General features: G+C 43.0%; 27 protein-coding genes. 2 read left to right on the top strand and 25 right to left on the bottom strand.

Features of this window, described 5'->3' with window-relative positions:
* The 18 genes from IGK63_RS07930 to IGK63_RS07845 form a co-directional block, all read right to left on the bottom strand.
* Positions 1 to 480, bottom strand: a complete 480-nt coding sequence (locus IGK63_RS07930) for a DUF6530 family protein (RefSeq protein WP_005235941.1) — start codon at positions 478 to 480, stop codon at positions 1 to 3.
* A 189-nt stretch (positions 481 to 669) separates the two neighbouring features.
* Positions 670 to 927 (bottom strand): TfoX/Sxy family DNA transformation protein, encoded by a 258-nt coding sequence (locus IGK63_RS07925; RefSeq protein ID WP_005235943.1) that lies wholly within the window; start codon positions 925 to 927, stop codon positions 670 to 672.
* The gene (locus IGK63_RS07920) at positions 920 to 1,462 is read right to left on the bottom strand and encodes a GNAT family N-acetyltransferase (protein ID WP_275626681.1); all 543 of its coding nucleotides are present in this window, start codon (positions 1,460 to 1,462) and stop codon (positions 920 to 922) included. Before IGK63_RS07920 ends, IGK63_RS07925 begins: the two co-directional genes overlap by 8 nt.
* Positions 1,463 to 1,638: 176 nt before the next feature.
* Positions 1,639 to 2,487, bottom strand: coding sequence for a DegV family protein (locus IGK63_RS07915; RefSeq protein ID WP_005235946.1), 849 nt, complete (start codon positions 2,485 to 2,487; stop codon positions 1,639 to 1,641).
* Positions 2,488 to 2,580: 93 nt separating this feature from the next.
* Positions 2,581 to 3,855 carry an LCP family protein gene (locus tag IGK63_RS07910; RefSeq protein ID WP_429972471.1) on the bottom strand — a complete coding sequence of 425 codons (1,275 nt, stop codon included), beginning with the start codon at positions 3,853 to 3,855 and terminating at the stop codon, positions 2,581 to 2,583.
* A 116-nt stretch (positions 3,856 to 3,971) separates the two neighbouring features.
* Positions 3,972 to 4,442 (bottom strand): GNAT family N-acetyltransferase, encoded by a 471-nt coding sequence (locus IGK63_RS07905; protein ID WP_016611770.1) that lies wholly within the window; start codon positions 4,440 to 4,442, stop codon positions 3,972 to 3,974.
* Positions 4,417 to 5,298 (bottom strand): prephenate dehydratase, encoded by an 882-nt coding sequence (pheA, locus tag IGK63_RS07900; RefSeq protein WP_016611769.1) that lies wholly within the window; start codon positions 5,296 to 5,298, stop codon positions 4,417 to 4,419. The genes IGK63_RS07905 and pheA overlap by 26 nt, the downstream gene beginning before the upstream one ends.
* A gap of 1 nt (position 5,299) precedes the next feature.
* Positions 5,300 to 5,806: a shikimate kinase gene (locus IGK63_RS07895; protein ID WP_008379901.1), complete on the bottom strand. Its 507-nt coding sequence runs from the start codon at positions 5,804 to 5,806 to the stop codon at positions 5,300 to 5,302.
* The gene (aroA, locus tag IGK63_RS07890; protein ID WP_016611767.1) at positions 5,803 to 7,092 is read right to left on the bottom strand and encodes a 3-phosphoshikimate 1-carboxyvinyltransferase; all 1,290 of its coding nucleotides are present in this window, start codon (positions 7,090 to 7,092) and stop codon (positions 5,803 to 5,805) included. Before aroA ends, IGK63_RS07895 begins: the two co-directional genes overlap by 4 nt.
* Positions 7,093 to 7,101: 9 nt before the next feature.
* Entirely contained in the window at positions 7,102 to 8,184 is a 1,083-nt protein-coding gene (locus IGK63_RS07885; protein ID WP_008379898.1) for a prephenate dehydrogenase, read from the bottom strand.
* Between the two features lie 45 nt (positions 8,185 to 8,229).
* Positions 8,230 to 9,396: a chorismate synthase gene (gene aroC, locus IGK63_RS07880; protein ID WP_016611765.1), complete on the bottom strand. Its 1,167-nt coding sequence runs from the start codon at positions 9,394 to 9,396 to the stop codon at positions 8,230 to 8,232.
* Positions 9,397 to 9,415: 19 nt separating this feature from the next.
* Positions 9,416 to 10,471, bottom strand: coding sequence for a 3-dehydroquinate synthase (gene aroB / locus IGK63_RS07875; RefSeq protein ID WP_016611764.1), 1,056 nt, complete (start codon positions 10,469 to 10,471; stop codon positions 9,416 to 9,418).
* A 36-nt stretch (positions 10,472 to 10,507) separates the two neighbouring features.
* Complete coding sequence (gene aroF, locus IGK63_RS07870; protein WP_005226100.1) at positions 10,508 to 11,533, bottom strand: 3-deoxy-7-phosphoheptulonate synthase; 1,026 nt, start codon at positions 11,531 to 11,533, stop codon at positions 10,508 to 10,510.
* 40 nt (positions 11,534 to 11,573) lie between these two features.
* Positions 11,574 to 12,443, bottom strand: coding sequence for a shikimate dehydrogenase (locus IGK63_RS07865; protein ID WP_034872642.1), 870 nt, complete (start codon positions 12,441 to 12,443; stop codon positions 11,574 to 11,576).
* A 413-nt stretch (positions 12,444 to 12,856) separates the two neighbouring features.
* Complete coding sequence (locus IGK63_RS07860; RefSeq protein WP_008379891.1) at positions 12,857 to 13,615, bottom strand: ABC transporter ATP-binding protein; 759 nt, start codon at positions 13,613 to 13,615, stop codon at positions 12,857 to 12,859.
* A complete protein-coding gene (locus IGK63_RS07855) occupies positions 13,615 to 14,499 on the bottom strand; it encodes an ABC transporter permease (RefSeq protein WP_008379889.1) in 885 nt (294 codons plus the stop codon). The genes IGK63_RS07860 and IGK63_RS07855 overlap by 1 nt, the downstream gene beginning before the upstream one ends.
* A gap of 78 nt (positions 14,500 to 14,577) precedes the next feature.
* Positions 14,578 to 15,630 (bottom strand): tryptophan ABC transporter substrate-binding protein, encoded by a 1,053-nt coding sequence (gene trpX, locus IGK63_RS07850; protein WP_010748363.1) that lies wholly within the window; start codon positions 15,628 to 15,630, stop codon positions 14,578 to 14,580.
* A 377-nt stretch (positions 15,631 to 16,007) separates the two neighbouring features.
* Positions 16,008 to 16,583 carry a hypothetical protein gene (locus IGK63_RS07845; RefSeq protein WP_005235969.1) on the bottom strand — a complete coding sequence of 192 codons (576 nt, stop codon included), beginning with the start codon at positions 16,581 to 16,583 and terminating at the stop codon, positions 16,008 to 16,010.
* Positions 16,584 to 16,709: 126 nt separating this feature from the next.
* Here IGK63_RS07845 and IGK63_RS07840 point away from each other — a divergent pair, with 126 nt between their 5' ends.
* Complete coding sequence (locus tag IGK63_RS07840) at positions 16,710 to 17,108, top strand: DUF1622 domain-containing protein (RefSeq protein ID WP_005235970.1); 399 nt, start codon at positions 16,710 to 16,712, stop codon at positions 17,106 to 17,108.
* Positions 17,109 to 17,216: 108 nt separating this feature from the next.
* The gene (gene efbA / locus IGK63_RS07835; protein ID WP_016611761.1) at positions 17,217 to 18,917 is read left to right on the top strand and encodes a fibronectin-binding protein EfbA; all 1,701 of its coding nucleotides are present in this window, start codon (positions 17,217 to 17,219) and stop codon (positions 18,915 to 18,917) included.
* A gap of 261 nt (positions 18,918 to 19,178) precedes the next feature.
* Here the strand turns inward: efbA and IGK63_RS07830 are convergent, their stop codons facing one another.
* The 7 genes from IGK63_RS07830 to IGK63_RS07800 all read right to left on the bottom strand — a co-directional run bounded on the left by IGK63_RS07830 (position 19,179) and on the right by IGK63_RS07800 (position 24,796).
* Positions 19,179 to 19,670 (bottom strand): pyridoxamine 5'-phosphate oxidase family protein, encoded by a 492-nt coding sequence (locus IGK63_RS07830; protein WP_005235973.1) that lies wholly within the window; start codon positions 19,668 to 19,670, stop codon positions 19,179 to 19,181.
* Positions 19,670 to 20,587, bottom strand: a complete 918-nt coding sequence (locus tag IGK63_RS07825; RefSeq protein WP_016611759.1) for a helix-turn-helix domain-containing protein — start codon at positions 20,585 to 20,587, stop codon at positions 19,670 to 19,672. Before IGK63_RS07825 ends, IGK63_RS07830 begins: the two co-directional genes overlap by 1 nt.
* Positions 20,588 to 20,910: 323 nt before the next feature.
* A complete protein-coding gene (locus IGK63_RS07820) occupies positions 20,911 to 21,588 on the bottom strand; it encodes a carbonic anhydrase family protein (protein ID WP_016611758.1) in 678 nt (225 codons plus the stop codon).
* 157 nt (positions 21,589 to 21,745) lie between these two features.
* Positions 21,746 to 22,381 carry an orotate phosphoribosyltransferase gene (pyrE, locus tag IGK63_RS07815; protein ID WP_016611757.1) on the bottom strand — a complete coding sequence of 212 codons (636 nt, stop codon included), beginning with the start codon at positions 22,379 to 22,381 and terminating at the stop codon, positions 21,746 to 21,748.
* Entirely contained in the window at positions 22,378 to 23,097 is a 720-nt protein-coding gene (pyrF, locus tag IGK63_RS07810) for an orotidine-5'-phosphate decarboxylase (protein WP_008379878.1), read from the bottom strand. The genes pyrE and pyrF overlap by 4 nt, the downstream gene beginning before the upstream one ends.
* The gene (locus IGK63_RS07805; RefSeq protein WP_016611756.1) at positions 23,097 to 24,020 is read right to left on the bottom strand and encodes a dihydroorotate dehydrogenase; all 924 of its coding nucleotides are present in this window, start codon (positions 24,018 to 24,020) and stop codon (positions 23,097 to 23,099) included. Before IGK63_RS07805 ends, pyrF begins: the two co-directional genes overlap by 1 nt.
* On the bottom strand, positions 24,020 to 24,796 hold the full coding sequence (locus IGK63_RS07800; protein ID WP_005235982.1) for a dihydroorotate dehydrogenase electron transfer subunit: 777 nt from the start codon (positions 24,794 to 24,796) through the stop codon (positions 24,020 to 24,022). Before IGK63_RS07800 ends, IGK63_RS07805 begins: the two co-directional genes overlap by 1 nt.
* Positions 24,797 to 24,805: the final 9 nt, after the last annotated feature.

Genomic DNA, 24,805 nt, shown 5'->3' with positions numbered 1-24,805 from the left:
TTAATAACCTAGCTCATCCAAAAGCCGTTTTAGGATTTTGAAGCGTTCACCATAAAGTTCGCCATCTTTTTGCAAGGAATCATAAAAAAGTAGAATGTCTTCATCGATCTTAGGATTTTCGGTGTCTACTTCAACGGTCATACGATTTCCTTGTAAGCCAATGATCTCGATCAACGGATTTTCAGGATCGTAAAACTTTTCATGGCGATAAGCCTCTTGAAAATACAAACTGGATTGCGCCACTAAGATTGCTAGATCTAAGATTCTAGTGAGCGGTAGTTCTTCTGACTGACGAGACCATTTTTCACCTGTGTGGCGCCAAACCTTGCCTGAGATATCGACTTTTCCCCGGTCGTTCCATTGTGCCAATCCGAGGGAAAGGCCTTTTGCATCCGTATGTAACGCATTTTTTCCGTCAACAGTATCATAGTCTTCCACTTTAATGACGGGCTTATGTTTCAAGTTTTCTGGTATTTTCATTGTTCTCACTCCTTGTTTAGTAAATTACTAATTTACTAGATAGAGTAAGTATAATGAGGAAGCTAGTTTGGGACAAGCAAAAGGTCTTTTCTAGTAGCTAGGGACAGATGTCTATAGAAAAAGCACTTGATAAGAAGTATCTAAAAACAAACGCTCTTAAAAAGTGCTTTTTTAAGACGCATTACTTCACTAGCTCAATTGATTGAAAAAAAGGCGCAATTCTTGCTTTCTCTGACTTGCAAGTTGGGCTTTGGGAATGCCTTGGATCGCCCCTTCAATACCATAGAGCATATGGAGGCAAGCGCCCGCATCACATTGTTGGCGGATCGTCACAAAAATGGCTTCGGCCGTTTTTGTGCGCAATTGTTCAGGGGTACTGATGCCGATACGAACCAGGTGATCCGCTAAAACTTGGCCTACATTTGGTAACTTTTGCAGTTCATTCATAGGTTTCTCCTTTTTGATTGTTGTCATCCTGCCCGTCTTCCTCTTGACGAATCAACGCATAGAGTTTCATATCTAACAGCTGATGGTTTTTCTCCGCATGCTTTCGCAAAACGCCTTCTAATGTAAAACCTGCCTTTTCCAACACACGACAAGAGGAATGATTCTTCGCAAAAGATTCAGCAGAAATACGAACGATAGTTGAAGTAGTAAATATATAGTCACATAGTTGTTGAACGGCTTGTGTCATCAAATCTTTTCCCCAGTACTCTTGTGCAATAGAGTAGCCAATCTCAGCCGTTCTATAATGGATATTTTCTTTGCGAACAGCACGGATACTGCCGACTGCTCGGTCATCCACAGTGATTGCAAAGGCAAATTCTGCTTCTTCCACAGATCGAATATAGGCTTGTGCATCTGCGACCGTATACGGGAATGGCAACCCCTCCCGTAAATAATCGTGGATGGATTGATTATTTAACGCATGGGCTAAATCTTGCGCATCGCTCATTTGCCACCTTCTTAAGGAACACTTCATAGAAATTCCTCCTTTGCCAGTCCTTCATTTTGCTCCTATTGTACGAGTTTGTGTGATTTTTTACAAGCGAATCTCAAAAAAGCAGAAAAAAGAACCAGCTAGACGAACGTCTAACTGATTCTTACATACATTGTCTTGAGGAGATAATGGCGTGAATAAACATAGAAAAATAAAAATTATTGCGCTGAAATAGCGATGCCAATGGCTTTTTCCCCTAAATGCGTGCCGATAACTGGTCCGAAGTGACCAATCTCAATTTCTGCATTTGGGTATTTCGCTTGAAGCTTCGCTTTTTCTTCTTTCGCTACTTCTAAATTATTGGCGTGGATTACATAAAATTTAACAGGCAATGCGATTTCTTGCTCCCGTTGACCAATGATATCTTCCGCGCGATTGAATGCTTTTTTGCTGGAACGAATGCGCTCGTAAAGCACAATTTTTCCTTGATCAAAGGTCAAAATCGGTTTGATTTTTAATAATCCGCCAATCAAGGCTGCTCCATTGGTTAAGCGACCGCCACGAACCAAGTTATTCAAGTCGTCAACGATCAAATAGGCATAGGTATTGTCTCTGATAGTGTCCAGATGGGAAATGATCTCTTCTACGGTTTTGCCTTGACTTGACAGATCAAGAGCGGTTTCTACCATGTGCCCCATCGGCATACTTGTGATTTTCGAATCGTAAGGAATGATTTGAACGCCTTCGATTTCATCGGTAATTCCATAAAGCGTTCCGATAAATCCAGAGATACCGCTTGATAAGTGGATACTAATGATCGTGTCGTAACCGCGATCTTTCAATGACTCATATAAGGCTAACACTTCTCCTAATACCGGTTGAGAAGTGGTTGGGAATTCTTTGCTGTTTTTCAACAAAGCGTAATACTCATCAGCTTCAATGTCGATGCCCTCATTGTAGACTTTTCCATCTAAAATAACAGGGATCGGTATGATAAACAAATCTTCATGGTTTTTGATCCGTTCCGGCAGATAAGCTGTACTGTCAGTAACAACGGCTAATTTCATTCTTTTTCCTCGTTTCAACAAATTTCAAACGTCATTAATAATATAGCATAAATTTACTTACTTTCAAATGGTTTTCAGAACTTTTCATTCTGCTTACTCATTAAGAAAATTCCTGATCGCTTGTTGATTGGTTTCAAGATTGACGACTAACACACTTCCGGCACTCGCACTTGAACCGTATTGCCAAGAGTCAGCGACTGGGACAGTCAAGCTGTCGACTCCTCCCGCCCCTCGAGCAATCGAGAAGGTATTTTTTAATAGGAAAGACATTGGCAGGTTGGTGGAAGCATAGCCTAAGACTTTTCCAGCTGCATAAGGCAATTTTAAAATAGCTAAAGGATTTTTCATTTCGCTAAAGATCGCATCCATTACTTGCTGCTGTCGTCTTACACGACCGAAGTCACCTTCTTCGTCCATCCGAAAGCATGCGTATTGCAACAGCTCAAGCCCATTCATTTGTTGTTGCCCTTGCTTGATGGCAACTTCAAGATTTTTACTCATATCTTTTTCCGCGTTGATAGCAACGCCTGAGGGAAACAATGTGTCGATCACTTTTTCAAAGGAACGAAAGTCAACTTTTGCATAATAGTTGGTTTCTAGCCCGAAGTTCTCCGCTAACGTTTGTCTAACCAAATCAGCACCACCAAAGGCATAAGCCGCATTGATCTTGTTTTCGCCATAACCGGGAATCGTAACTAAAGTATCCCGCATAAAGGAAAGTAGCTTCGGTTGCTTACTGGGACCATCTAATTGCAAAACCATAATAGTGTCTGCTCGTCCAGCTTCTCCTTCACGACTATCACTACCAATGAGCAATATATTCCGAGCACCATTTGCAGCGGCCGTACCATTAAAGGTCTCTTCATCAGTCGTAGCAAAAGCAGCGTCACTTCTTGCGACTTGCTGACCGACAAGAAACGCAATCAATGAATAGGCAAAAAGCACCAATAGTACCCGAACCACAATACGCAGAACTGGGTGCTTCCGCTTTTTCTTTTGTTTGGGTTGCTTGGTCTTCTTAAGCTTTGACGGTTTTTGTTTGCTTTGTTCCTGGCTTTGATGCATCGCAGGCCTCTGAGCAGATAGCGGAGGGATCGCGCTTTTTCGTCCCTCAGATTTTATTGCTCCTACTTGTGACTGTTCTCGAGAACTTTGAGCCGCACGAGAGTCGCTTGCCCTAGGATGCTCGGTGTTTTGATAAGGAATGTCTCCTACTCGCTCATCAGCAGAAGAAGTAGAATCACTCGGTCTGACGCGCTGGTTTCTTCTTTTGGCTTCTCGACGGGCAAAGACACTTTCTTTGGCTGCCTGACTGGATTCCTTTTCTAGCCGTTCATGCAGTTTTTTATTTTTTTCCATCCTGCTCATTGCTTCTGATCCTCCAACTAAAAAATAGCTCTCTGTCTATAAGGATACCCTAGACCTTATAGAAAGAAAGCTATTTTCTGAAATTTTAACCTTTTTCTAGGAAATTTCTTCATATTTTACCTTAGATGCTTTGATGCACCTTGTCGTATGCTCACAAATCCTGCTTGCTCATAAAATGATTTCACTTGGTTTGCCGACCAAAAGTTTAGTGAGAGATCATTGAAGCCTTTTTCCAGCGCAACATTTTCAGCAAATACCAACAATTGTTTTCCAATATGCATCCCTTGGTACCGAGGGTCAACAGCGATCGCTGCAATTTCCAGCCACTTTCGTTCATGCATCATCGCATTTTGTGGCAAACAGACCTCTTGAAGATGCACAAAGCCACAAGGCTGGTCCGCCAACCAAGCGATAAAAAAGTGGTGGCTTGGCTCTTGCAGCTGCTGTGTGATTGCTTGTTCAAATCTTGACTGATCAAAGGGCTTAAAAATCGTTGGGTACCATTGATGGTGCTGTGTTTGGATCTCTTTATGAAACGTTGCTAAAAGGGTTTCATCATGGCTAAATTTTATTTTGACTTGAGTCATTTTTTGTCACTTCCTCAACAACATTTACGGAATACACGCCGAGAAGATGGACTTGACCACCCAACAACTGAATCTCTTCAAAGGCATTTACAATCAGTTGCCACGGCTTGTCCATCACCAGATCGATCACGAAAAAGTATTCCCCTAAGGTGGTTTTTGAAGGCCGCGATTCAATTTTGCTTAAATCAATTTCTCGCCAGCCAAAGGTTGCTAAGATTTTGTGCAAGATCCCCGGTCGATTTGCTGGGAGCGTCACAAAAATCGTTGCTTTCTCAGCAGTCTGCTCTGGTAATTGGGTGTTTGCTGCTTTCTTCGTCAAAACCCAAAAACGGGTTTGATTAAAGGCAACATCTTGAATATTGGTTTTTTTGATCGTTAATTGATAGGCCAATGCCGCTTCTTTGGAAGCAATCGCCGCAACTGCTTCTTCTGGATGTTTTGCTACGTAGGCTGCTGCAGTCGTTGTGGAAGCAACCGCCTCAACAGTAGCTCCAGCAAATCGGGCTTCGATGAAGTCGGCACATTGCGCTAAGGCTTGCGGATGAGAAATTATCTTAGTGATGGGACGGTTGTCTTTTGCTGATTGCTGAGAAACTAACAATTGATGATTGATCGGTAAAATAATTTCCTGTTCGATGCTCAACTGATTTTGACGAAAGAGCGTATCAATCGTGGCATGAACGGACCCTTCTAATGAGTTCTCGTTCGGAACGACCGCGCGATCGATCACGCCGTTAGCTAGCGCTTGAATACAAAGTGGAATCGATCCATAAGGGATACAGGTATTTTCCGGATAAGCTTCTTGCGCAGCTAAATGCGTAAAGGAACTTTTCGGTCCTAAATAACCAATCTTCATTTTATGCACCCGCTTTGATCAAAATTTCCTGTACGATTTCTTCTGGTGCTTTGTTCGTCGTTTCAACGATCAATGAAGCAGTTTCTTCATAAAGAGGGATCCGAGGACGGTAAACAGCCAATATTTCTTCTGGTGATTTTGAGACGACTAAGGGACGAATGCTGCCATTATCCGCCTTTAAGCGATGAATCAGCTCCTCGGGATCTGTTTTTAAATACACGACGAGCGGCATCTCTTTTAAAAGTTGACGATTTTCTTCTTTTAATACGATGCCCCCACCAGTGGAAATAATTTGTTCCTTTGCCAAAGTTTTAGCTAAAATATCCGTTTCGATTTTGCGAAAGGCTTCCTCACCGTGTTGGTCGAAAAATTCTTGAATGGTCATGCCGATCTCAGCAACGATCAAGTCATCAAAATCCACATGAGACTGTTTCGTTTCTTCAGCCAAAAGACGACCAATCGTGGTTTTTCCAGCACCCATAAATCCAATTAATATCACTTTTTTCACTCGCTGTTTCCTCCTTTAGCCAAACGTGCGACATCCTCAAAAAAATCAGGATAAGAAACTGCTACGGCTTCGGCTTTTTCTAATTCTACCTCTTCATCTGTCAATAAGGCGGCAATTTGCAGCATCATGCCGATGCGATGGTCCCCCCGACTTGACACACGTCCGCCATGCAAAGGGGTTGGACCGTTGATGATCAACCCGTCCTCGGTGGGAGTGATGTCCGCTCCAAGTTTTGTCAACTCTTCGGCAGTTGCATCAATTCGGTTGGTTTCTTTTACTTTCAGTTCTTCCGCATCTTTGATCACCGTTTTGCCATGAGCCTGCGTGGCTAACAACGCAATGATCGGCAATTCATCGATCAAGCGTGGGATAATATCGCCAGCGATGGTTACTGCCTGCAAGGTAGAACTTCGAACGGTAAGGTCTGCTGATTGATTCTGATCGTCTTGATTAGAAAAAGCAATTGAAGCACCCATCTCCTCTAGCACGTCAAGAATTCCTGTACGAGTGGGGTTGATCCCGACATTTTTTAAAACGATCTCACTTTCTGGCATAATCGCGCCGGCTGTTAGGAAAAAGGCAGCGGAGGAAATATCACCGGGAACAATTACTTCTTGTCCTTGGAGTATTTGAGGTCCCGTCACAGTGATCGTTTTGCCTTGTGTTGTAATGACACCACCGAATTGACGAATCATTTCTTCGGTATGGTTGCGACTTGTCTCTTTTTCAATAATCGTCGAGGTACCTTGTGCTTGCAATGCCGCAAAAATCAGCGCCGATTTTACTTGGGCACTTGCTACGGGCATCTGATAATTGATGGGCTGTAAAGAAGCAGTACCATTAACGGTGATCGGTGGGAACTCCGTCTGCTCATGCCCTCTCACATTGGCACCCATTTCTCTTAATGGCAGCATCACTCGGTTCATCGGACGTTTATTCAAAGAGTTATCGCCGAATAAGGTGGTTGTAAATGGCTGTCCAGCCAAAATCCCCATCATTAAGCGAATTGTTGTACCAGAATTGCCGATATCAATTGGGTCTTGGGCAGGCTTAAGGCCATTAAAGCCCTGTCCTTCGATCGTGATCGTCTGACCGTCATCATGGATTGGAACGTCTAATGATTGAAATGCATGAAGGGTGCTATAGCAGTCTTCTCCACGCAAGAAATTACGGACAATCGTTGTCCCTTCGGCTAACGCCCCAAACATGATACTACGATGCGAGATTGATTTGTCAGCAGGGACTGCTATCGTCCCTTTTAGATGTGTTGCTTTTTTTAGTTTCATAACGGCCTCCTATTTTTTTCGACATGAATAGGTCGTCTTTTTTTGAATCAGCTGCTCTGCTTGCAGCAAATCATTTTGCGTTTTGAATGAAATCTGTAAAACACCAATAATATCTTCTCGAGTTTCAAGAATTTTCAAGTTGATCAAAGAGAGCTGATGTTCGCTCAATAGCCCCGTCACTTCAGCGACAACGCCGGGATGATCCGGTACATCGATGAATAGATCATAGAATGCTGGGATCGCCCCATTTTGATGAACCGGCAATTGATCCCGTGTTTCCTTCGCGGATTCAAAAAACCGAAAGATCGCCCGTTCGTCTTTTTTCTGCAACCAGTGAGCCATGGTCGTCATTTGTTTTTGCCACTCATCGATCAGCTGCAGCAGCTCCTGTCGATTACTCAATAAGATATCGGTCCACATACGAGGATCTGAAGAAGCAATGCGAGTGATATCGCGAAAACCGCCTGCTGCAAGTTGCTGTGCTCTAGGGTGTTCGTGGTTGAAGGCATCTGCCTGATTGACTAATCCCGAAGCAATAATATGAGGCAGATGGCTCAACATCCCTGTGATTTGATCATGCTCTTGGGGAGCAAGTGCCACATATTTGGCTCTAGTGCCGCGAAAAAGCTCTTGTAGTTCTTCCACCCGCTGACTTTTCGTCGGTGTGAAGATATAGTAAGCATTCTCGAAAAGGTTCTCATCGGCTGCTGTGATCCCTGATTTATGAGAGCCAGCCATCGGATGGCCCCCAATAAAATCAAAGGAAAAGGACTCGGCAAATTGCGTGATTTCCGCTTTGGTACTGCCGGTGTCTGTTACTAGCACCGAAGGCTTTAATGAAAGTGCCCCCAGTTCGGCAAGATAGTTTTTGGTGATCTCTACCGGCAATGCCAACAAAATCACGTCGGCACGGACAGCACCTTCAGAAAATGAAGGGGGCACTTCGTCTACTAAATTTGTTGCTAATGCGATCTCATTGGTTTCCTGACAATCCCACCCCATCAAATGCACTTGCGGATGTGCCTTTTTGATACATGTTGCTAAGGAAGCGCCGATCAATCCTAGACCGGCGACGAAGATATTTTGGCTCATGAAAAGAATCCTCATTTCTACTGGAATTTTTTGCTGTTTCTTTAATCAGTAGGTTAACAAGTATTCTCGATACGCCTGAACAGATGCGGTCAATTCTTCGAAAGAATCACTTGGAAACTTTTCTAATAGTTCATTGGCCACCACTGTTGCCACCACACTCTCACAAACAACACTAGCTGCTGGTACAGCGGTGCTATCTGAGCGTTCGACGCTTGCTTTATACGGTTCTTTGCTGTCGATATCAACACTTTGCAACGGCTTGTACAAGGTCGGGATCGGCTTCATAACCCCGCGAACCACAATTGGTTCCCCGTTCGTCATGCCGCCTTCAAAACCACCTAGGTTGTTGCTGCGACGGGTGTAGCCCCGTTGTTCGTCCCATAAAATCTCATCCATGACTTTAGAACCCGGTAAAACACCTGCCTCAAAGCCAACACCGAACTCAGCACCTTTAAAGGCGTTGATACTGACCACGGCTTGGGCAATCTTCGCATCAAGTTTTTTGTCCCATTGCACGTAACTGCCAAGACCAGCAGGAACGCCGCCAACAAGCACTTCCACTACGCCGCCGATCGTATCACCATTTTTCTTCGTTTGATCGACCAACTGTTTAATTTCTTCCTCGACAGATGGATCTAAGACTCTTACTTCCGAGGCTTCAGAGCGTTGTGCGATTTCTTTGACAGTCAAGCCTTCTGGAATTTCTGCTTTGATGCCGCCTAACATCGTTACATGACCTGCCACATCGATGCCAAGCTCCTTCAAAATTTTCTTCGCGATTGCGCCGATGGCTACCCGCATAGTCGTTTCCCGGGCAGATGAACGTTCCAGGACGTTTCGTAGATCTTGATGGTGGTATTTCATGCCGCCGACCAAGTCAGCATGACCAGGTCTTGGTCGTGCCACTCGTCGTAGTTTGCGGTCTTTTTCTGGTACCTCTTCGATTGCCATGACCTTGGTCCAATTTTTCCAATCTTTGTTCTCGACCACTAAAGTCACAGGAGAGCCTAATGTTTTTCCATGACGGATACCGGAAGTGATACGGACTTGGTCTTTTTCAATCAACATCCGTCCCCCACGACCATAGCCGGTTTGTCGTCTCGCTAATTCAAAATTGATGTCTTCTGCTGTTAATGGCAATCCTGCCGGTAACCCTTCGATAATGGCGGTCAACTCTGGTCCATGTGATTCGCCTGCTGTAATATAACGCATGATCCGTTACCTTCCTTTCTTATACTAGGTAGTCTTTGATTTTTTCAGTCGGGATCGTCACGATTTTCGCCTGACCGATCGCTTCTAATAGAATAATCTTCAATTGTTGCCCGCGGGCTTTTTTATCATGAGTGATTGCTTGGTATAATTGCTCTTTATCTATTTCCCTTGGTGTAATCGGCAAGTGAAACTTCTCAACCATTTCTGTAAGTTGCTGGGTCGTACCTTTTGGTGTTAATCCGGTGACTTCTGCATGTCGGGTGATCATAATCATCCCCATCGCAACGCCTTCTCCGTGACTTGTCTCAAAAGCAGCCGTTCTTTCTAAGCCATGACCGATCGTATGACCGAAGTTCAGTGTCAGACGACTACCATGATCAAAGGGGTCTTCTTCCACTACTTTTTGTTTAACCTTTAAAGAAGCTGTGATCACATTTTCAGCGTGGGCCAACAAATCGGCTTCATCTTTCAAACCTGCTAACGTTTGCCAAAGTTCAGGATCTGCAATAGCGGCTGACTTGATGATTTCAGCAATGCCTTCTTGGACGCGTTTAAGGGGCAAACTTTCAAGTAAATCTGGATCGATCATCACACCGGCTGGTTGGGCAAACGTGCCAACGAGATTCTTGGCACTGCCAGTATTTACAGCTGTTTTTCCGCCGATACTTGAATCGACCTGTGCCAATAACGTCGTCGGAATCTGCAAGAAATCAATGCCGCGCATATAAGTAGAAGCAACAAATCCTCCGAGATCACCGATCACACCGCCACCAAGGGCAATGATCCCATCGCTTCTGGTCATTCCGAATTGGGCAAGACCATCATATAAACTAGCTGCTTGCTCTAGTGATTTGCTTTTTTCGCCGGCTGGTACGACTAACAGTGTTGCCTCAAACCCTGCAGTGATTAAGGAATCGACGATTTGTCCGCCATACAGGGGTGCGACATTGCTGTCTGTAATGACGGCAATGCGCTGTTTGTCCCACAACTGTTGCACCCAGGTTCCGACTTTTTGAAACGCCCCTCGTTTAATGAGGATATCATAGGAATGGTCTTCTAAGTGAATGTGTAACATTGATTTTTGCACCTCTTTTATTGGTTGTCTTCACGCTTAGTCTTGCAACGCTTTGATTTCTTTCATCGCTTTTTCCATGATATGGACTTCTTTCATCATGTTCATGTACGTTTTTTCGTTAAGTGATTGAGGACCATCAGACCAAGCATTGGCTGGATCTGGATGGATCTCTACGATCATCCCATCGGCGCCGGCAGCAACACCCGCTCTTGCCATTGGTGGTACGAGATCCCAGATACCTGTTCCATGACTAGGATCGACGATGATTGGGAAGTGGCTCAGTTTTTTGATGATTGGTACTGCACTTAGATCAAAGGTATTACGGGTTGCTGTTTCGTAAGTTCGGATCCCACGTTCAATGAAAATCACTTCACTTTTATCTTGAACAGCGATGTATTCCGCTGCATTCAACCATTCGTCGATCGTGCCTGAGATGCCTCGTTTAAGGCCAATTGGTTTCCCAGTTTTTCCAACGGCAGCTAGCAATTTGAAGTTTTGCATGTTCCGAGCACCAATCTGCAAAATATCACTGTATTCCGCCACCATATCGATATGTCCTTCGTCCATGACTTCTGTGATGACTTTCATGCCAGTTTCATCAGCAGCTTGGCGAATGTATTTTAGCCCTTCTTCTTCAAGCCCTTGGAATGCGTAAGGCGACGTGCGGGGTTTGAAGGCACCACCACGTAAGATTTGTGCACCACCAGCTTTGGCGATTCGGGCACATTCACGAATTTGGTCTAAGCCTTCAATCGAACATGGACCAGCCATCGTAACAAAGTTGCCGTCACCGATTTTCACACCATCTACATCCACAACCGTATCTTGCGGATGGAACTCACGAGAGGTCAATTTGTAAGTATTTGAGATCCGAATGGCATCTTCGACACCTTCGTAGCTGCGAAAAGCAACATCTTGGATGCGGCGTGTATCCCCTTTTAACCCGATAACGACCTGTTCTTTTCCTTGGTTGACTTGAACATCTAAGCCTTCTTTTTTGATTCTAGTTACAACAACTTCAACTTGTTCTGGCGTAGCGCCTGGTTTCATAATTACGATCATTTTTTCTTCCTACTTTCGTTTTTTCTAATTTTTTTATTTTTTACATGGATTCAATAAGTGCTTTTACTTTTTCAACAGGCATTTCTTGGCCTGTCCAAAGTTTAAATGCAGCTGCACCTTGATACAGCAACATGCTTAAGCCGTTTGCAGTTTTGGCACCAACTGCTTTCGCATCTTTCAAAAGCTGCGTTTCTCTTGGATTATAGATGACATCATAGACAGCTAATGATTCCCGCAAGAGTGTTTTGTCTTTTAGAGGACTTACCGTATCATTCGGCTTCATCCCCACGCCAGTAGCATTAACTAAAAGACTGCTTTGATCGATGGCTGTTTTTAGAGCCGTCTGATCTTCTAAATCCGTTAATGTGATCTCAGAGGCGGTCTTTTCTGCGATCTGTGTCAATTTTTCCTGGATGATTGGATAAAACTCATCCTTGCGGTTAAAGACACGGATTGTTTTGACACCATCTAGTGCAGCTTGACTAATGATTGCTGTCGCTGCTCCACCTGCACCGATCACAGTCATCGTTTTTCCAATGATCGACACTTGAATGTCTTCAAGTGCGCGCATAAAGCCGATACCATCTGTATTGTGCCCAATCAATCGCCCCTCTTGATTGACGATTGTATTGATTGCGCCGATCAGCTCGGCTGCTGGTGAGCATTCATCCATCAACGGTACTGCTGCCATTTTATGGGGCATTGATAGATTGACACCTAAGAGATCCAACTGACGGATGCTTTGGATACTAGCGGCTAAATCATCCGGCTCAACATCAAAGGCCAGATACACGGCGTCGATCCCTTGTTCTTCAAAAGAAAGATTGTGCATCGCTGGAGAGATGCTGTGTTTGGCTGGTTTGGCAAATAGTGCCGCCAACCGTGTGTGACCGGTTATCATTTGTTTCATCTGGTTCATTCCTTTCAACAAAAAAAGATGTCCACCGTAAATTTAAGAATCTACAGTGAACACCTTCAAACATTACATAGCGACAGCGCCGATATGTGAATATAAAAAATAGCCACTATAGATTTTACGATCTACGTGGCTGCGAATTCATTACGAAATGCTCTAGCCATCATAGATACAAACTTAGCGTTTGTACCCATGCCTTCATGAATACAAACCTATCTAAAATAGCTAAAGTAATATTTATTCAGTTGTGTGGGGTTCGTTAGCAATAATTTTTGCATAGTCCTTCGCTCCAAACTGATGTAAGATTGACCTAAGTATAGGTTTAACTTTGAAAGATGTCAATGATTTTTTCTTATTTTTTTCATTTATTTGATTATTTTTTTTGAAAACACTGTTCTATCAAGGGTTTATAAGTCGTCTTCAAAGAACAGTAACAGTTCTGGTAAACTTAAGCGAGCTTTTTCATCTGCTGAAAGATCCTTGACGATTTCCCCTTTTCTGAGCAGGATCAGGCGGTCTCCGTATTTTAATGCATCTTCCATCCGATGGGTGATCATGAGACAAGTTAGATTTTGTTCTTCCACGCGTTTTGCTGTGATTTGCATCAGTTGTTTGGAGGTCTTTGGGTCTAACGCAGCCGTATGTTCATCTAGCAACAACAGTTTTGGTGTTTGAATCGTTGCCATCAATAAACTTAGTGCCTGTCGTTGACCACCAGATAAACTGCCCGTTGGCGTATCCAAATGATTTTCCAACCCATTGCCGATTTCTTTACAAAGGGCATAGAACGTTTCTCTTTGCCCTTGGAGTTGTCGAAGACCTAGTGACCGTTTTTCCCCTCTTTTTTGTGCTAATAGAAGATTTTCTGCCACTGTCATACGGGGAGCCGTCCCCATTTTCGGGTCTTGGAAGACACGTGCCAAAAAGCGGGCGCGTTTTTCTTCCGAAAGTGCGGTCACGTTTTGATCATCGATCATCACTTGCCCACTCGTCAAGGGCATGGTGCCTGAGATGCAGTTGAATAACGTACTTTTGCCGGCGCCATTTCCTCCGACGACCGTGACAAATTCTCCTGGTTTTAAAGAAAGATCGATTTTATTCAAGAGCACTTTTTTCTCATTCGGTCCGTTGCCGACAACTTTAAAGGCTTTTTTTAAGGCTAACATTATTCATCCTCCGTTTCAAAACCAGTGCGTAGATGCAAGGCTTGTTTAAATTGAGGGATCAACAGGCAGATCGTCAAGACGATTGCAGAGAAGATCTTCAAGTAAGTCGTATCAAATCCAGCTTTGATCACAAATAGGATCAATAATTGGTAGATAATGCTGCCGATCACGATAGCGATCAGACGTTCCAGCAAGGTCAATTCACCATATAATACCTCACCAATGATGATTGACGCCAGTCCGATAACGATCACACCGATTCCCTTGCTTATGTCGGCGTAGCCGTCGTTTTGAGCGATCAATGCGCCTGAGAGTGCGATCACGCCATTGGAGACGATCAGTCCAATGATTTTCATTCGATCCGTATTGATCCCCATTGACTTGGCCATGTGTTCATTATCCCCGGTAGCAATATAAGCTTGACCCAAGTTGGTATGGAAAAAGTAAACCAAGACGCCCCCAATCAACAAGACCATGATCAATCCGATAATCACCGTATCATAATAATTCGGTAAATTCATTCTAGTAAAAAAATCTTGAATTTTCGGTTGGTTTAATAAAGAGAGGTTTGGTGAGCGCATCACAAACAGCATGACCGAGTTCAATGAAGACATCACCAAAATACCTGCTAAAATCACGGGAATTTTGCCTTTTGTATAAAGAAGTCCTGTCACACAGCCCGCACACATCCCAGCCAATACTCCTAACAAAGTCGCTAAGACGGGCGACACCCCATGGGTGATCGCTGTCACACAGACAGCACCGCCTAACGGAAAGGACCCTTCCGTCGTCATATCCGGGAAATTCAAAATACGATAGGTCATAAAAATCCCTAATCCCAGGATTCCCCAAAGTAGCCCTTGCCCTATTGCTGAAACAATCATCATTCTTCCTCCATATTCTTACAAGTTTTCTCTTTCAAGACTCTCTCGGTGATCGCAGGTGATTGCTGTTCCTAATTGTTACTCATCACTTGCTTCACTTTCCGGTGTCGTTGTAATCAATTTTGCCTCGTCTTTGAGGTTTTCTGGGATAGTGATTCCCAATAACTGCGCTTGTGTTTCATTAATGATCGTTTCGCCATCGCTGAATGTATAGATCGGCGTTGTCGCAGGTTCGGCCGTCCCGTCAAGAATTGCTGCCACCATCTTCCCAGTTTCGACCCCAATCGTAAATTGATCTTGCCCAACCGTTGCTAAGCCGCCTTGTTCCACCATCGTATCAACAGACGTGATGATGGGCGTTTTTGATTTATTGGCTTCTTGTACTACCGTCTGCATTGCGTTTGCAATCGTATTATCTAACGGAATATAGATAAAGTCGACTTCTCGTGCCATCACTTGCACCATTTGAGCAATTTCGTTACTTGAAGGAACGGCATACGATTTGCTGGTCAAGCCATTTTCTTCGGCAGCAGCTTCTGCTTCTGCCACTTGGTATTTCGAATTGTCTTCGGTTGAAGAATACAAAATGCCGACTGTTTTTGCCTCCGGTAGCAAATCTTTTGCTAGTTTGATTTGCGCAGCGACGGGTGCTTTATCTGAAACACCAGTGATATTTCCGCCGGGTTGATCCATATCTGCCACGAGATTTGCCCCAACTGGATCAGTGACCGCTCCTAAAACGATTGGTACATCCTGAGTGACATTCGCCAACGCTTGTGCTGCGGGTGTTGCTACCCCAACCAAAACGTCGGCATCTTTATTTAGCAGCTGCTGACTCATCGTTGCCAATTTGCTTTGATCCGCTTGGCCGTTTTGGAATTCAATCGTCAAGTTGTCCCCTTCGGTATAGCCTGATTCTTTAAGGCCTTCTTTGATCCCCTCGGTGATCGCATCTAACGCTTCATGACTGACAAACTGCAGGATTCCAACTGTTTTTTCAGCTTTTTCTACTGGTTCCGAAGTCTCACTGGCTTGATTGGTCCCACTTCTCATTCCTAACTGATAGACAAAGGTCGCTCCTAAAAATAATAAAATAACGGCAACCGATGCAATTAATCCCTTGTTTTTCATTTTTCATTCTCCTTTTTCTGCTTACGTTTTTCGTGTTTTCGTTTTTACGGTTTTTGAGAACAAAAAAAGCAACTGCCTATGTGACGGCAATTGCAAGTAAGCAAAAGCCGCATAGAAGGTTGTCCTATGCGGCGATAAATTCAACTACCAGCATAGATACAGCACTTTAGAAGGTTCTCTAAAAAGTTGTATCTATGGAATGAGGTCCCATCAATACAACTATCTACGCCAGTTTTGCCATGATTTCACTTGCAATGGAATAAATAGTTTCATGATTGTTCCTCCTTCTCAACTTGTTTTCTTTCTTGATTGAATTCAGTTTAGCCTATTGATAAAAAAACGTCAACAATTTTCTGTCAAATTGTCAGATTTTTTTATCAATCATTGGCAGAAGAACGAATCGTCCACATGGGTAAACGATTCAATTCTGGGATGAATTCCGTCGTTGGCTGCTCAAATGAATCAAAAGTAAAGCGATTTTTCTCGACTCCTTCTTCATAGAAGACAAAGGTCACTTTATCAGGATCAATGTCATATTCATTGGAGAAAAATGCCACGTCATAGACGATCGGATAATAAAAAAATGTTCGATTCATTTCGTCTTCCTGTGCTTGGATCAGATCAAACACTTGATCCAGCTGTGGGCCATTTGGTTTACTGTACATCACAGAAATCGCTCTTGTTTCGCGAATCGTCTTATCAGCTGTCAAATATGGTAATGGCTGTACTTTTTCCGAAGGTAACTTGTCGAAAGCGATTCGATCCACTAAAGAGGCGTTGATGCGATTTTGAGAAAAAACGATCAAGCCTGCAAAAACCAGCGCGAAAAGAATGCCTCCGATCAGCGTGAAAATCGTTTTTTTCTGATCTCGGTATAGATCATCTAACAAAGCCTGCCAGCTTTCCACTGTTTTTTCTTTCGTGTAATGAACAAAGTTCCTAACTTGTTCCATAATTTGCCCACCTTTTTTAAAAATCCTACTATTAATTCATACTATCAATTCCCTTCTAGAACGTCAAGAAACTTCACATTTCTTCGATAATTCGGTAAGATAAAAGAAAACGGTAAAGGAGTCATTATGCATAATCTAGCTAGTTCTTTGATGACTGGAGCCAACCCAATCTTCGATTTCATTGTTGTCTGTTTAAACTTTCTCTCCATTTTCGTCATCGTTTGGGGTGTATTGATCGCAGGCATTGATTTCGTGCGCTACGAATTAACAGAAAAGGACCGTTTGGTGGCAGCCAGAGAGAATAATTTTATCCGCAATTATTTAGGGAGTTATGTCTTATTAGGTCTTGAGATCTTGATTGCAGCAGATATTATTGAGACGATCATCCACCCTACTTTCGAAGACATCGTACGTCTAGCTGCAGTCGTTATTATTAGAACAGTCATCTCTTATTTCTTGAACAAAGAAATTGAGCGTGCACTGCAAACCACCGATCACCAACCTAACAAGAAAAAGGAAAGCTAGCTGCCATGGCTTTTCTTTGGATTCTTCGGTATAATAGATAGGAATATTTGACATTGGAAGGATCAATCCCTCAGTCAAACTATCCTTATAAGAAAAGAGGGAAACAATATGTCTTTTGATGGTGTTTTTACCCATTTAATGGTCAAAGAATTACAAAATCAATTAACCAGTGGACGTGTGAACAAAATTCATCAACCTTATGAAAATGAGGTCGTATTTGTGATCCGTGCCCAAGGGAAAAATCATAAACTTTTGCTATCCGCACATCCCACCTATGCTCGTGTGCAATGCACAACGATCGCCTATAGCAATCAAGAAACCCCACCGAATTTCTTGATGATGCTGCGGAAATATTTAGAAGGGGCGATCTTAGAATCAATCGAACAAATCGACAATGACCGTGTGATCCATTTTCATTTTACTCGACGAGATGAACTAGGTGATTTACAATCCCTCGTCTTGATTGTCGAATTGATGGGCCGTCACAGCACGATTTTATTAATGAATAAGACGAGCGGAAAAATTGTCGATACAATCAAACACATTGGTCATTCACAAAATACGTATCGTACTTTATTACCGGGTGCTACTTATATTGCACCACCAAAGCAAACAACACTTAATCCTTTTACAGCCTCTCGCACCAAAATTTTTGAAGAATTATCGACCATCGATCCCTTGACGGCAAAAGAACTTCAACAACGATTCCAAGGCTTAGGCCGCGATACAGCAGAAGAATTAATCGCTCGAATCAATGCCAATCCCAATGAAAAACTGCGTCAGTGGGAAGCTTTCTTTACAGAGCTTACCCAGGAGCTAGCACCAAGTTATCTCCAGTCAGAGAAAAAGGAATATTTTACACCAATTCCCTATCCATCATTGATCGATGCGACCACCACTGTCACCTCTTATCAGAGTCTGAGCGAGCTTTTAGATGCGTTTTATCACGACAAGGCGGAAAGAGATCGGGTCAAACAACAAGGTGGCGAATTACTAAAGAAGATTGAGAATGAACTGAAACGGAACCAATTGAAGTTAAAGAAACGCCAACAAACGTTAATCGATTCAGAAAACGCCGAAGAATTTCGTCAAAAAGGTGAGCTTTTGACGACCTTTATGAATCAAGTCCCCCGTGGTGCTGCTTCAGTTGATTTGGAAAATTACTATGATGAGAATCGGCTTTTGACGATCAAATTAGATCCCGCTCTTTCTCCCAATCAAAATGCTCAGAAATATTTTCAACGTTATCAGAAATTAAAAAATGCAGTCAAATTGGTCCATCAGCAGATTGCCGAAACGAAAGAAGAAATCGCGTATCTCGAATCCGTGTTAGCCCAATTAGAAATCGCCTCTCCAATGGATCTGGCGGTTATTCGGGAAGAACTGATTGCACAAGGCTATGTCAAAAATCGGACGAAACAGCGTAAAAAAGCCGCTCCTTCGCAACCAGAACGATTTCTTTCTTCAGACGGAACAGAAATTTTCGTTGGAAAAAACAATTTACAAAATGACCAACTGACCTTAAAAACAGCTCGTAAGAGTGATATCTGGCTGCATACCAAAAATATTCCTGGCTCTCATGTCATCATTCGTTCGGATGATCCTAGTGAGACAACCTTAATGGAAGCTGCAGAGCTTGCCGCATATTTCTCAAAATATCGTCAATCTGCCCAAGTACCGGTGGACTATGTGCAAGTCAAACATATTCGGAAACCGAATGGTGCCAAACCTGGATTCGTCATTTATGAGAATCAAAAAACGCTTTTTGTGACACCTGATGAGGGAATTTTGAGATTAAAACAGTCCTAGCTGCTCCTCAGTCTATTCGGATCAAAAAATCATAGTGTAATCAATAAAAGAACCGACCACAAAAGCGCTGCGAAACTACACGCGCTTGTGATCGGTTTTTATGCTTTTTCCTTCTATCTACTATCTACTGCTCTTTCAGCGACAATTTTGCTTAGCTTGAAACACAAAAGGCAAGCCTTCTCAGAATTTAGCCATCGACGTATCTGCTAGATCCGATAGAATGGTATTCGAAAATCACCGTGAGAAAGTAGCTTCTGCTAGCTAATAAATTCCACCATCCTCCATAGTGACTTTCTTCTCGAAATCAAAATGATACAGCTTTTCCCAGTGATTGATATTCAACGTTCCTTTGGTCAAATGGATTGCTAGAAAGCAACAGCCTTTATCATTCTCATTGTTGACTTCGTCGTACCAGACAAAGGCTTTGCGAATTTTGCATCTTAATTCTGCATTTTTAGGGTCTAGCACCCAACCTAAATTCTCCCCTTGACCGACCGCAGTAAACCATTCACCGCTAACGGCAATGGAAACTGCTGGGTTCTTTTTGATTTGCTTGATTTTATTGGATTGCTCGTGTGTCGACACGTAAAAAACGCCCTCTTCATAAAAAGCATCAACTTCTCGAACGACTGGTTGTATGTGTCCCTCTACAGTTTTGTCACAAGCTGTCGTCGCAAGGGCAATCACATTGTCTTTAAAATGTCCGAATTTTTCTTCAAGCAGCTTTATTCCTTCTTCATACTGGTGGGTCATTATTCTGTTCCTCCTTGCATCTTAATTCTTTTTTTAAAAGGAATCCATAATTCGACATGAACCACATGATTTTCCCCTTTTTGATAAAGCTCAGGAAAAAAATTCTCAGCAATCCAGCCATTTTTCTTGAGCCAAAAACGGGTATAACGCATCGCCTTTCCCATATTGATGATCAGTTGCTCTGAGACCGTATCAAAACTGCAAACAATATACTCACGTTCTGGTAAAGTCCATTCAGTGCAGTTGAGAAATTGCGAACCATCAGATATTTGACCAACAAAATAACTTGAATAGCCTTCAGGCGCATCTCCCGGAAATGAAACACCGATCAGGCAATGATCGGTGCGAGGCTGATTGGCAGTCTTTTGATAAAAATCATGCCAAATATCATCAATCGGATCAATCCCTGTTCGTTGGCCCAGCATTTTTCCATACTTAAATGGATAGTAACCAACAACGCCACAAAAAACCAGCGGTTGCTGATTTCGCTTCTTCTGAATCTCCAAAACGACTCCTTCGCTGATCAATGGATTGCCTTCTTCTGTGACAATATACCCTAAAGATAGATCCGGCTTATCAAAATTTTGCAAGCCGATCGGCGCTTTTTGGTAAAGAGAAGGTGAAAGTCCATAAACGGTCTTAAAGGTTCTTGAAAATACTGCATGGCTGCTAAAACCAACCTCAAAAGCGACCTCAATGACTCGACTTTTTCTGTCTTTTAATAAAACAGCGGCTCTGGCCAGACGACGCAGTTTTATATATTCCCTAACAGAAATTTTAACTAAGCGAGTAAATAAGCGTTGATAATAAAATACAGAAAGCGATGCGACTTGTGCTAACGTTTCGATCTCTAGCGACTCAGCAAGATTGTCTTCGATAAAATCGATGGATTTTTGGATTGCTTCCCATGCATGCATATGGATTTCCTTTCTTTCACTATAAAATACTCAGCCAAAAAAGCTTTACCGTGTCTGCTCTTTTTCTAAAAAAAACTATATTTGTATTTATTTTCACAATGCATTAACTGCCGAGAATCAGCTTATTTAATATTTTAGCATAGACTTCATGGTCCTAGAATATAAAAATAAAAAAAGACGAAGAGTTTTCGTCTTTTTCTAGTCAATGACATTCTAAAAATTCTAACATCATTTTTATAGATTACCCTTACGAAGTGGTTTCTATACTGACCATCAAATGAAGTCAGTGATAAACACTACGTAAAAGGATCTATTTTTATAAATTAATAGAAATAAATAGGCCGATCTTTGCGGTCTTGTAATGGGCGATTATTGTTTTCTAACACTTCTTCCCGGAATTCCAAAATGAAGCGGCGGCTCATCTCCCCGATCCAGTCAAAGACGAACCAATTGATTGGCCCTTTGGTTGGCGGTGTCGTCAACGAACCCACATAATGGAAATGGTGGGTGCGTTCTGGTAAGAACATAGTCGGATCAAAACATTGCGTATGGTTTTCAAAGTCCCAGATGCTGTCGTCTTGCTGATTGCAGATCCAGTTGAGCTTATCCGTCAATTTGAATAAGATGCCCACAACCAAGTTTTCTCCGTCCTCATTCATATGGACGAGATGAAACTCTAATTCTTGCTGTTCATCATCGATAATATGTTCAGACGGCATGTGGAAATGAATATCCGTCAAATAGTAGTTGATCCCTTTAAATGTGACATAACTTTCTTTGTTATATGGAACGAAGTGAATCGTATTTTTGAATTCTTTTTCCGTGAACCGCTCTCGTTTATAGTGAAAAGCCAAGTCCTGATCGATAGGTTCTTCGGTTTCATCGTGAACTAAAGCAATTGGGGATTGGTAAGGAAATTCGGCGCCTTGTGCATACCAATCGCACAAAGTGTGCCAATGTTCAGGTCCATTGTCTCCGGAATAACTCCAGGGAACATCCATATTTCTTTTCAAAAAAACAGCCTCCTAATTCAAGTTGACAGCAAGGAATAGCCCTTCCTATCAAAAAAACTTTCTCCCAATGCTATCAGAAAATAGGTGAAAATAAAACGAATATGCTTGGTCATTCCCTCACATATCCGTTTCTTATTTCAATTCCTTATTCACTCAACCAAGCAGCAGGATCTTTTCGCCACTCTTGTAACAGGGCAACATCAGACTCTTGAATAGCACCCGTTTCTAAAGCCGACTCGATCAACGCTGTATAGTTTGTCAAAGTCACATAGGATAGACCTACTTGGTCAAAATTCTCTTGGACTTGAGGCAGCTCGTAAGTAAAGATCGCAGCGACGCCTAATACGTCGGCTCCTTCTCTTTTGGCTGCTTCACAAGCTTCTAAGACACTGCCACCTGTTGACAATAAATCTTCAATGACGACCATTTTTTGATTTGGCTGAATACGACCTTCAATTTGATTGCCTTTGCCATGTTCTTTTGCTTTGCTGCGAATATAAACCATTGGCAAATCTAACAATTCAGCGACCCAAGCAGCATGGGGAATCCCGGCTGTTGCGGTCCCTGCAATCACTTCTGCTTCGGGATAAGTCGTTTTGATGACTGCAGCTAAGCCTTTCGCAATGGCGCGACGTACATGAGGATAACTCATAGTGATTCGATTGTCGCAGTAAATAGGGCTTTTGATGCCGCTTGCCCAAGTAAATGGTTCATTCGGTCGTAAAAAAATCGCCTCGATGTCTAAAAGATCTTTGGCAATTTGATTGGATTGTTCTTTCATTGGCTAGCTTCCTTCCATTCTTGTTTTATTTGCAGATAACTTTCATACGGTGTCTTAGACTGGGTGATTGGACGTCCCACAACGATCATGGTAGCCCCCGCATTTCGAGCTTGTGCAGGTGTCATGATCCGTTTTTGATCGCCAACTTCACTGCCAGCTGGTCGGATACCAGGCGTCAAGCGTATGAAGGCATCGGTTGTTCTTTGCTTGATCTGTTTTGCTTCGTGTGCGGAGCAAACAACACCGTCTAATCCAGCTTTTTGGGCACAAGTGGCGTAATGGATAACACTTTCTTGCAGTGACGTCATGATCTGCTGATCATGATGCATTTGTGCCTCACTAGTGGAGGTCAATTGGGTAACTGCAATCAAATCAGGGACTTTGTCTCCAGCGGGGGTTCCTTGTTGCAGACCTTTTTTAGCAGCAGTCATCATTTCAATCCCGCCGGCTGCATGAACATTCGTCAAAGCAACACCTAAAGAAGCTAAGCGCTCCATTGCTCGTCCAACAGTGTTAGGGATATCATGTAATTTTAAATCTAAAAAAATGTCATGGCCAAAGGATTTCAACCAAGTGACGATCGCTGGTCCTTCTTGGTAGAAAATCTCCATTCCAACTTTTACAAATAATTTTTCTCCCGCAGGAAATTGCGCTAAAAATGTTTCAATAGCCTGTTTGTTGGGGAAATCTAAGGCAATAATTGGTCGTTCACTCATCACACGTGCTCCTCTCTCACTTCTTTTATCAACTGTTCCAAAGAAGTGATCCCTAATTCTGCCATTCGGATAGGCAATTCTTCAATCAATTTTGGGCAAATGTAAGGATCGGTAAAGTTTGCAGTTCCTACTGCAACTGCACTTGCACCTGCCAGATACATTTCAAGTACATCATCCACTGACATCACGCCCCCCATGCCAATAATTGGTAATTGAGAAACTTGCGCCACTTGTTTGATTAGGCGGATCGCCACTGGTTTGATTGATGGACCAGACAAGCCCCCGGTTTGGTTGGCTAAAATCGGTTTTCGTGTTTTTAAATCGATCCGCATGCCCAAAAGCGTATTGATCATCGTAAACCCGTCGGCGCCGCCTGCTTCGATCGCTTTTGCAATTGGGACAATATCCGTCACATTCGGCGAAAGTTTGACATAGATCGGCACTTGCGAGACTTTTTTGACCGCTTCAGTCAATGCACCAGCAACCGCAGGATCGGTTCCGAAAGTGATACCGCCATGTTTGACGTTAGGGCAAGAGATATTCAGTTCGATCGCTTTGACATTTTCTGCCTGACTGATTTCCTGACACACAAGAACGTAATCTTCGACGGTCGAACCAGCAACGTTTGCAATGATCGGTAACTCTGGATGTTTTTGAGCTAAGTCCGGCAATATTTGATTCATGACCGTTTCTAACCCAGGATTTTGCAACCCGATGGCATTTAACATACCACTAGGCGTTTCCGCTACCCTTGGGGTTGGATTGCCGAAACGTGGTTCAGGTGTGGTCGCTTTGATCATCACCGCACCTAATTGACTGATGTCATAATATTTATCATATTCTGCACCAAACCCAAAACAGCCGCTGGCAGGCATGATCGGATTTTTTAGACTCAATCCGGGTAGCTCGACGTTGATCGACATTAAATGACCACCTTTCTCGCCTGAAATACAGGCCCTTCGTCACAAACTTTGACACTTTTTGTACCTTGTTCGTCATCTTTCGTATGGCAAACACAGGCATAACAGGCACCCATCCCGCAAGCCATTCGCGCTTCCATGGATAATTGAACATCTGAAAGGTCTTCGAAAAGCTGGGCGGTGGTTTTTAAAAGACCGTTATTTCCGCAGGCAAAGACCGCCGCAGGTGTTTGCTCTGCAGCTAACAACAGGTTGCCAACATTTCCTTGTAAACCAGCGCTGCCATCATCGGTAGCAATCCTCGTGTCTCCTAGTGCACGAAATTCCTCTTCATAATACATGACGTCTTTGCTGGCAAAGCCCAAAAAGTGAATGACGTGGACGCCTTGTTGGGTCAGACGTTTCGATAATTCATAGAGCGGCGGTACACCGATACCGCCACCTACGATAAATGCAGTGTCCCCTTGATTTAAATGATGATAGCGAAACCCATTTCCTAACGGCCCCATCACATCGATTGGATCACCAACGGTCATTTCTGAAAAAATTCGTGTGCCATCTCCTTCGACCCGGTAAATGATTCGGCATTCTTTTTTCTCAGCATCGATATGATTGATACTGATCGGTCGGCGAAGAAGAAAGGCATTTTGAGGAACCCGCAGGTGCAGAAACTGCCCTGGGGTCCTCATCTCATTGACTAATTCACCAGTCAATGTCATTTCAAAAATCCGTGGTGCCAGTTGACGCTGTTTGCTGATGGTCATGATTTCTTGCTTCATCAAAAAACT

It is taken from the genome of Enterococcus sp. AZ040, assembly GCF_050499185.1.
Classification (GTDB): domain Bacteria; phylum Bacillota; class Bacilli; order Lactobacillales; family Enterococcaceae; genus Enterococcus_D; species Enterococcus_D entomosocium.
This window is presented reverse-complemented; position numbering and strand designations above follow the sequence as displayed.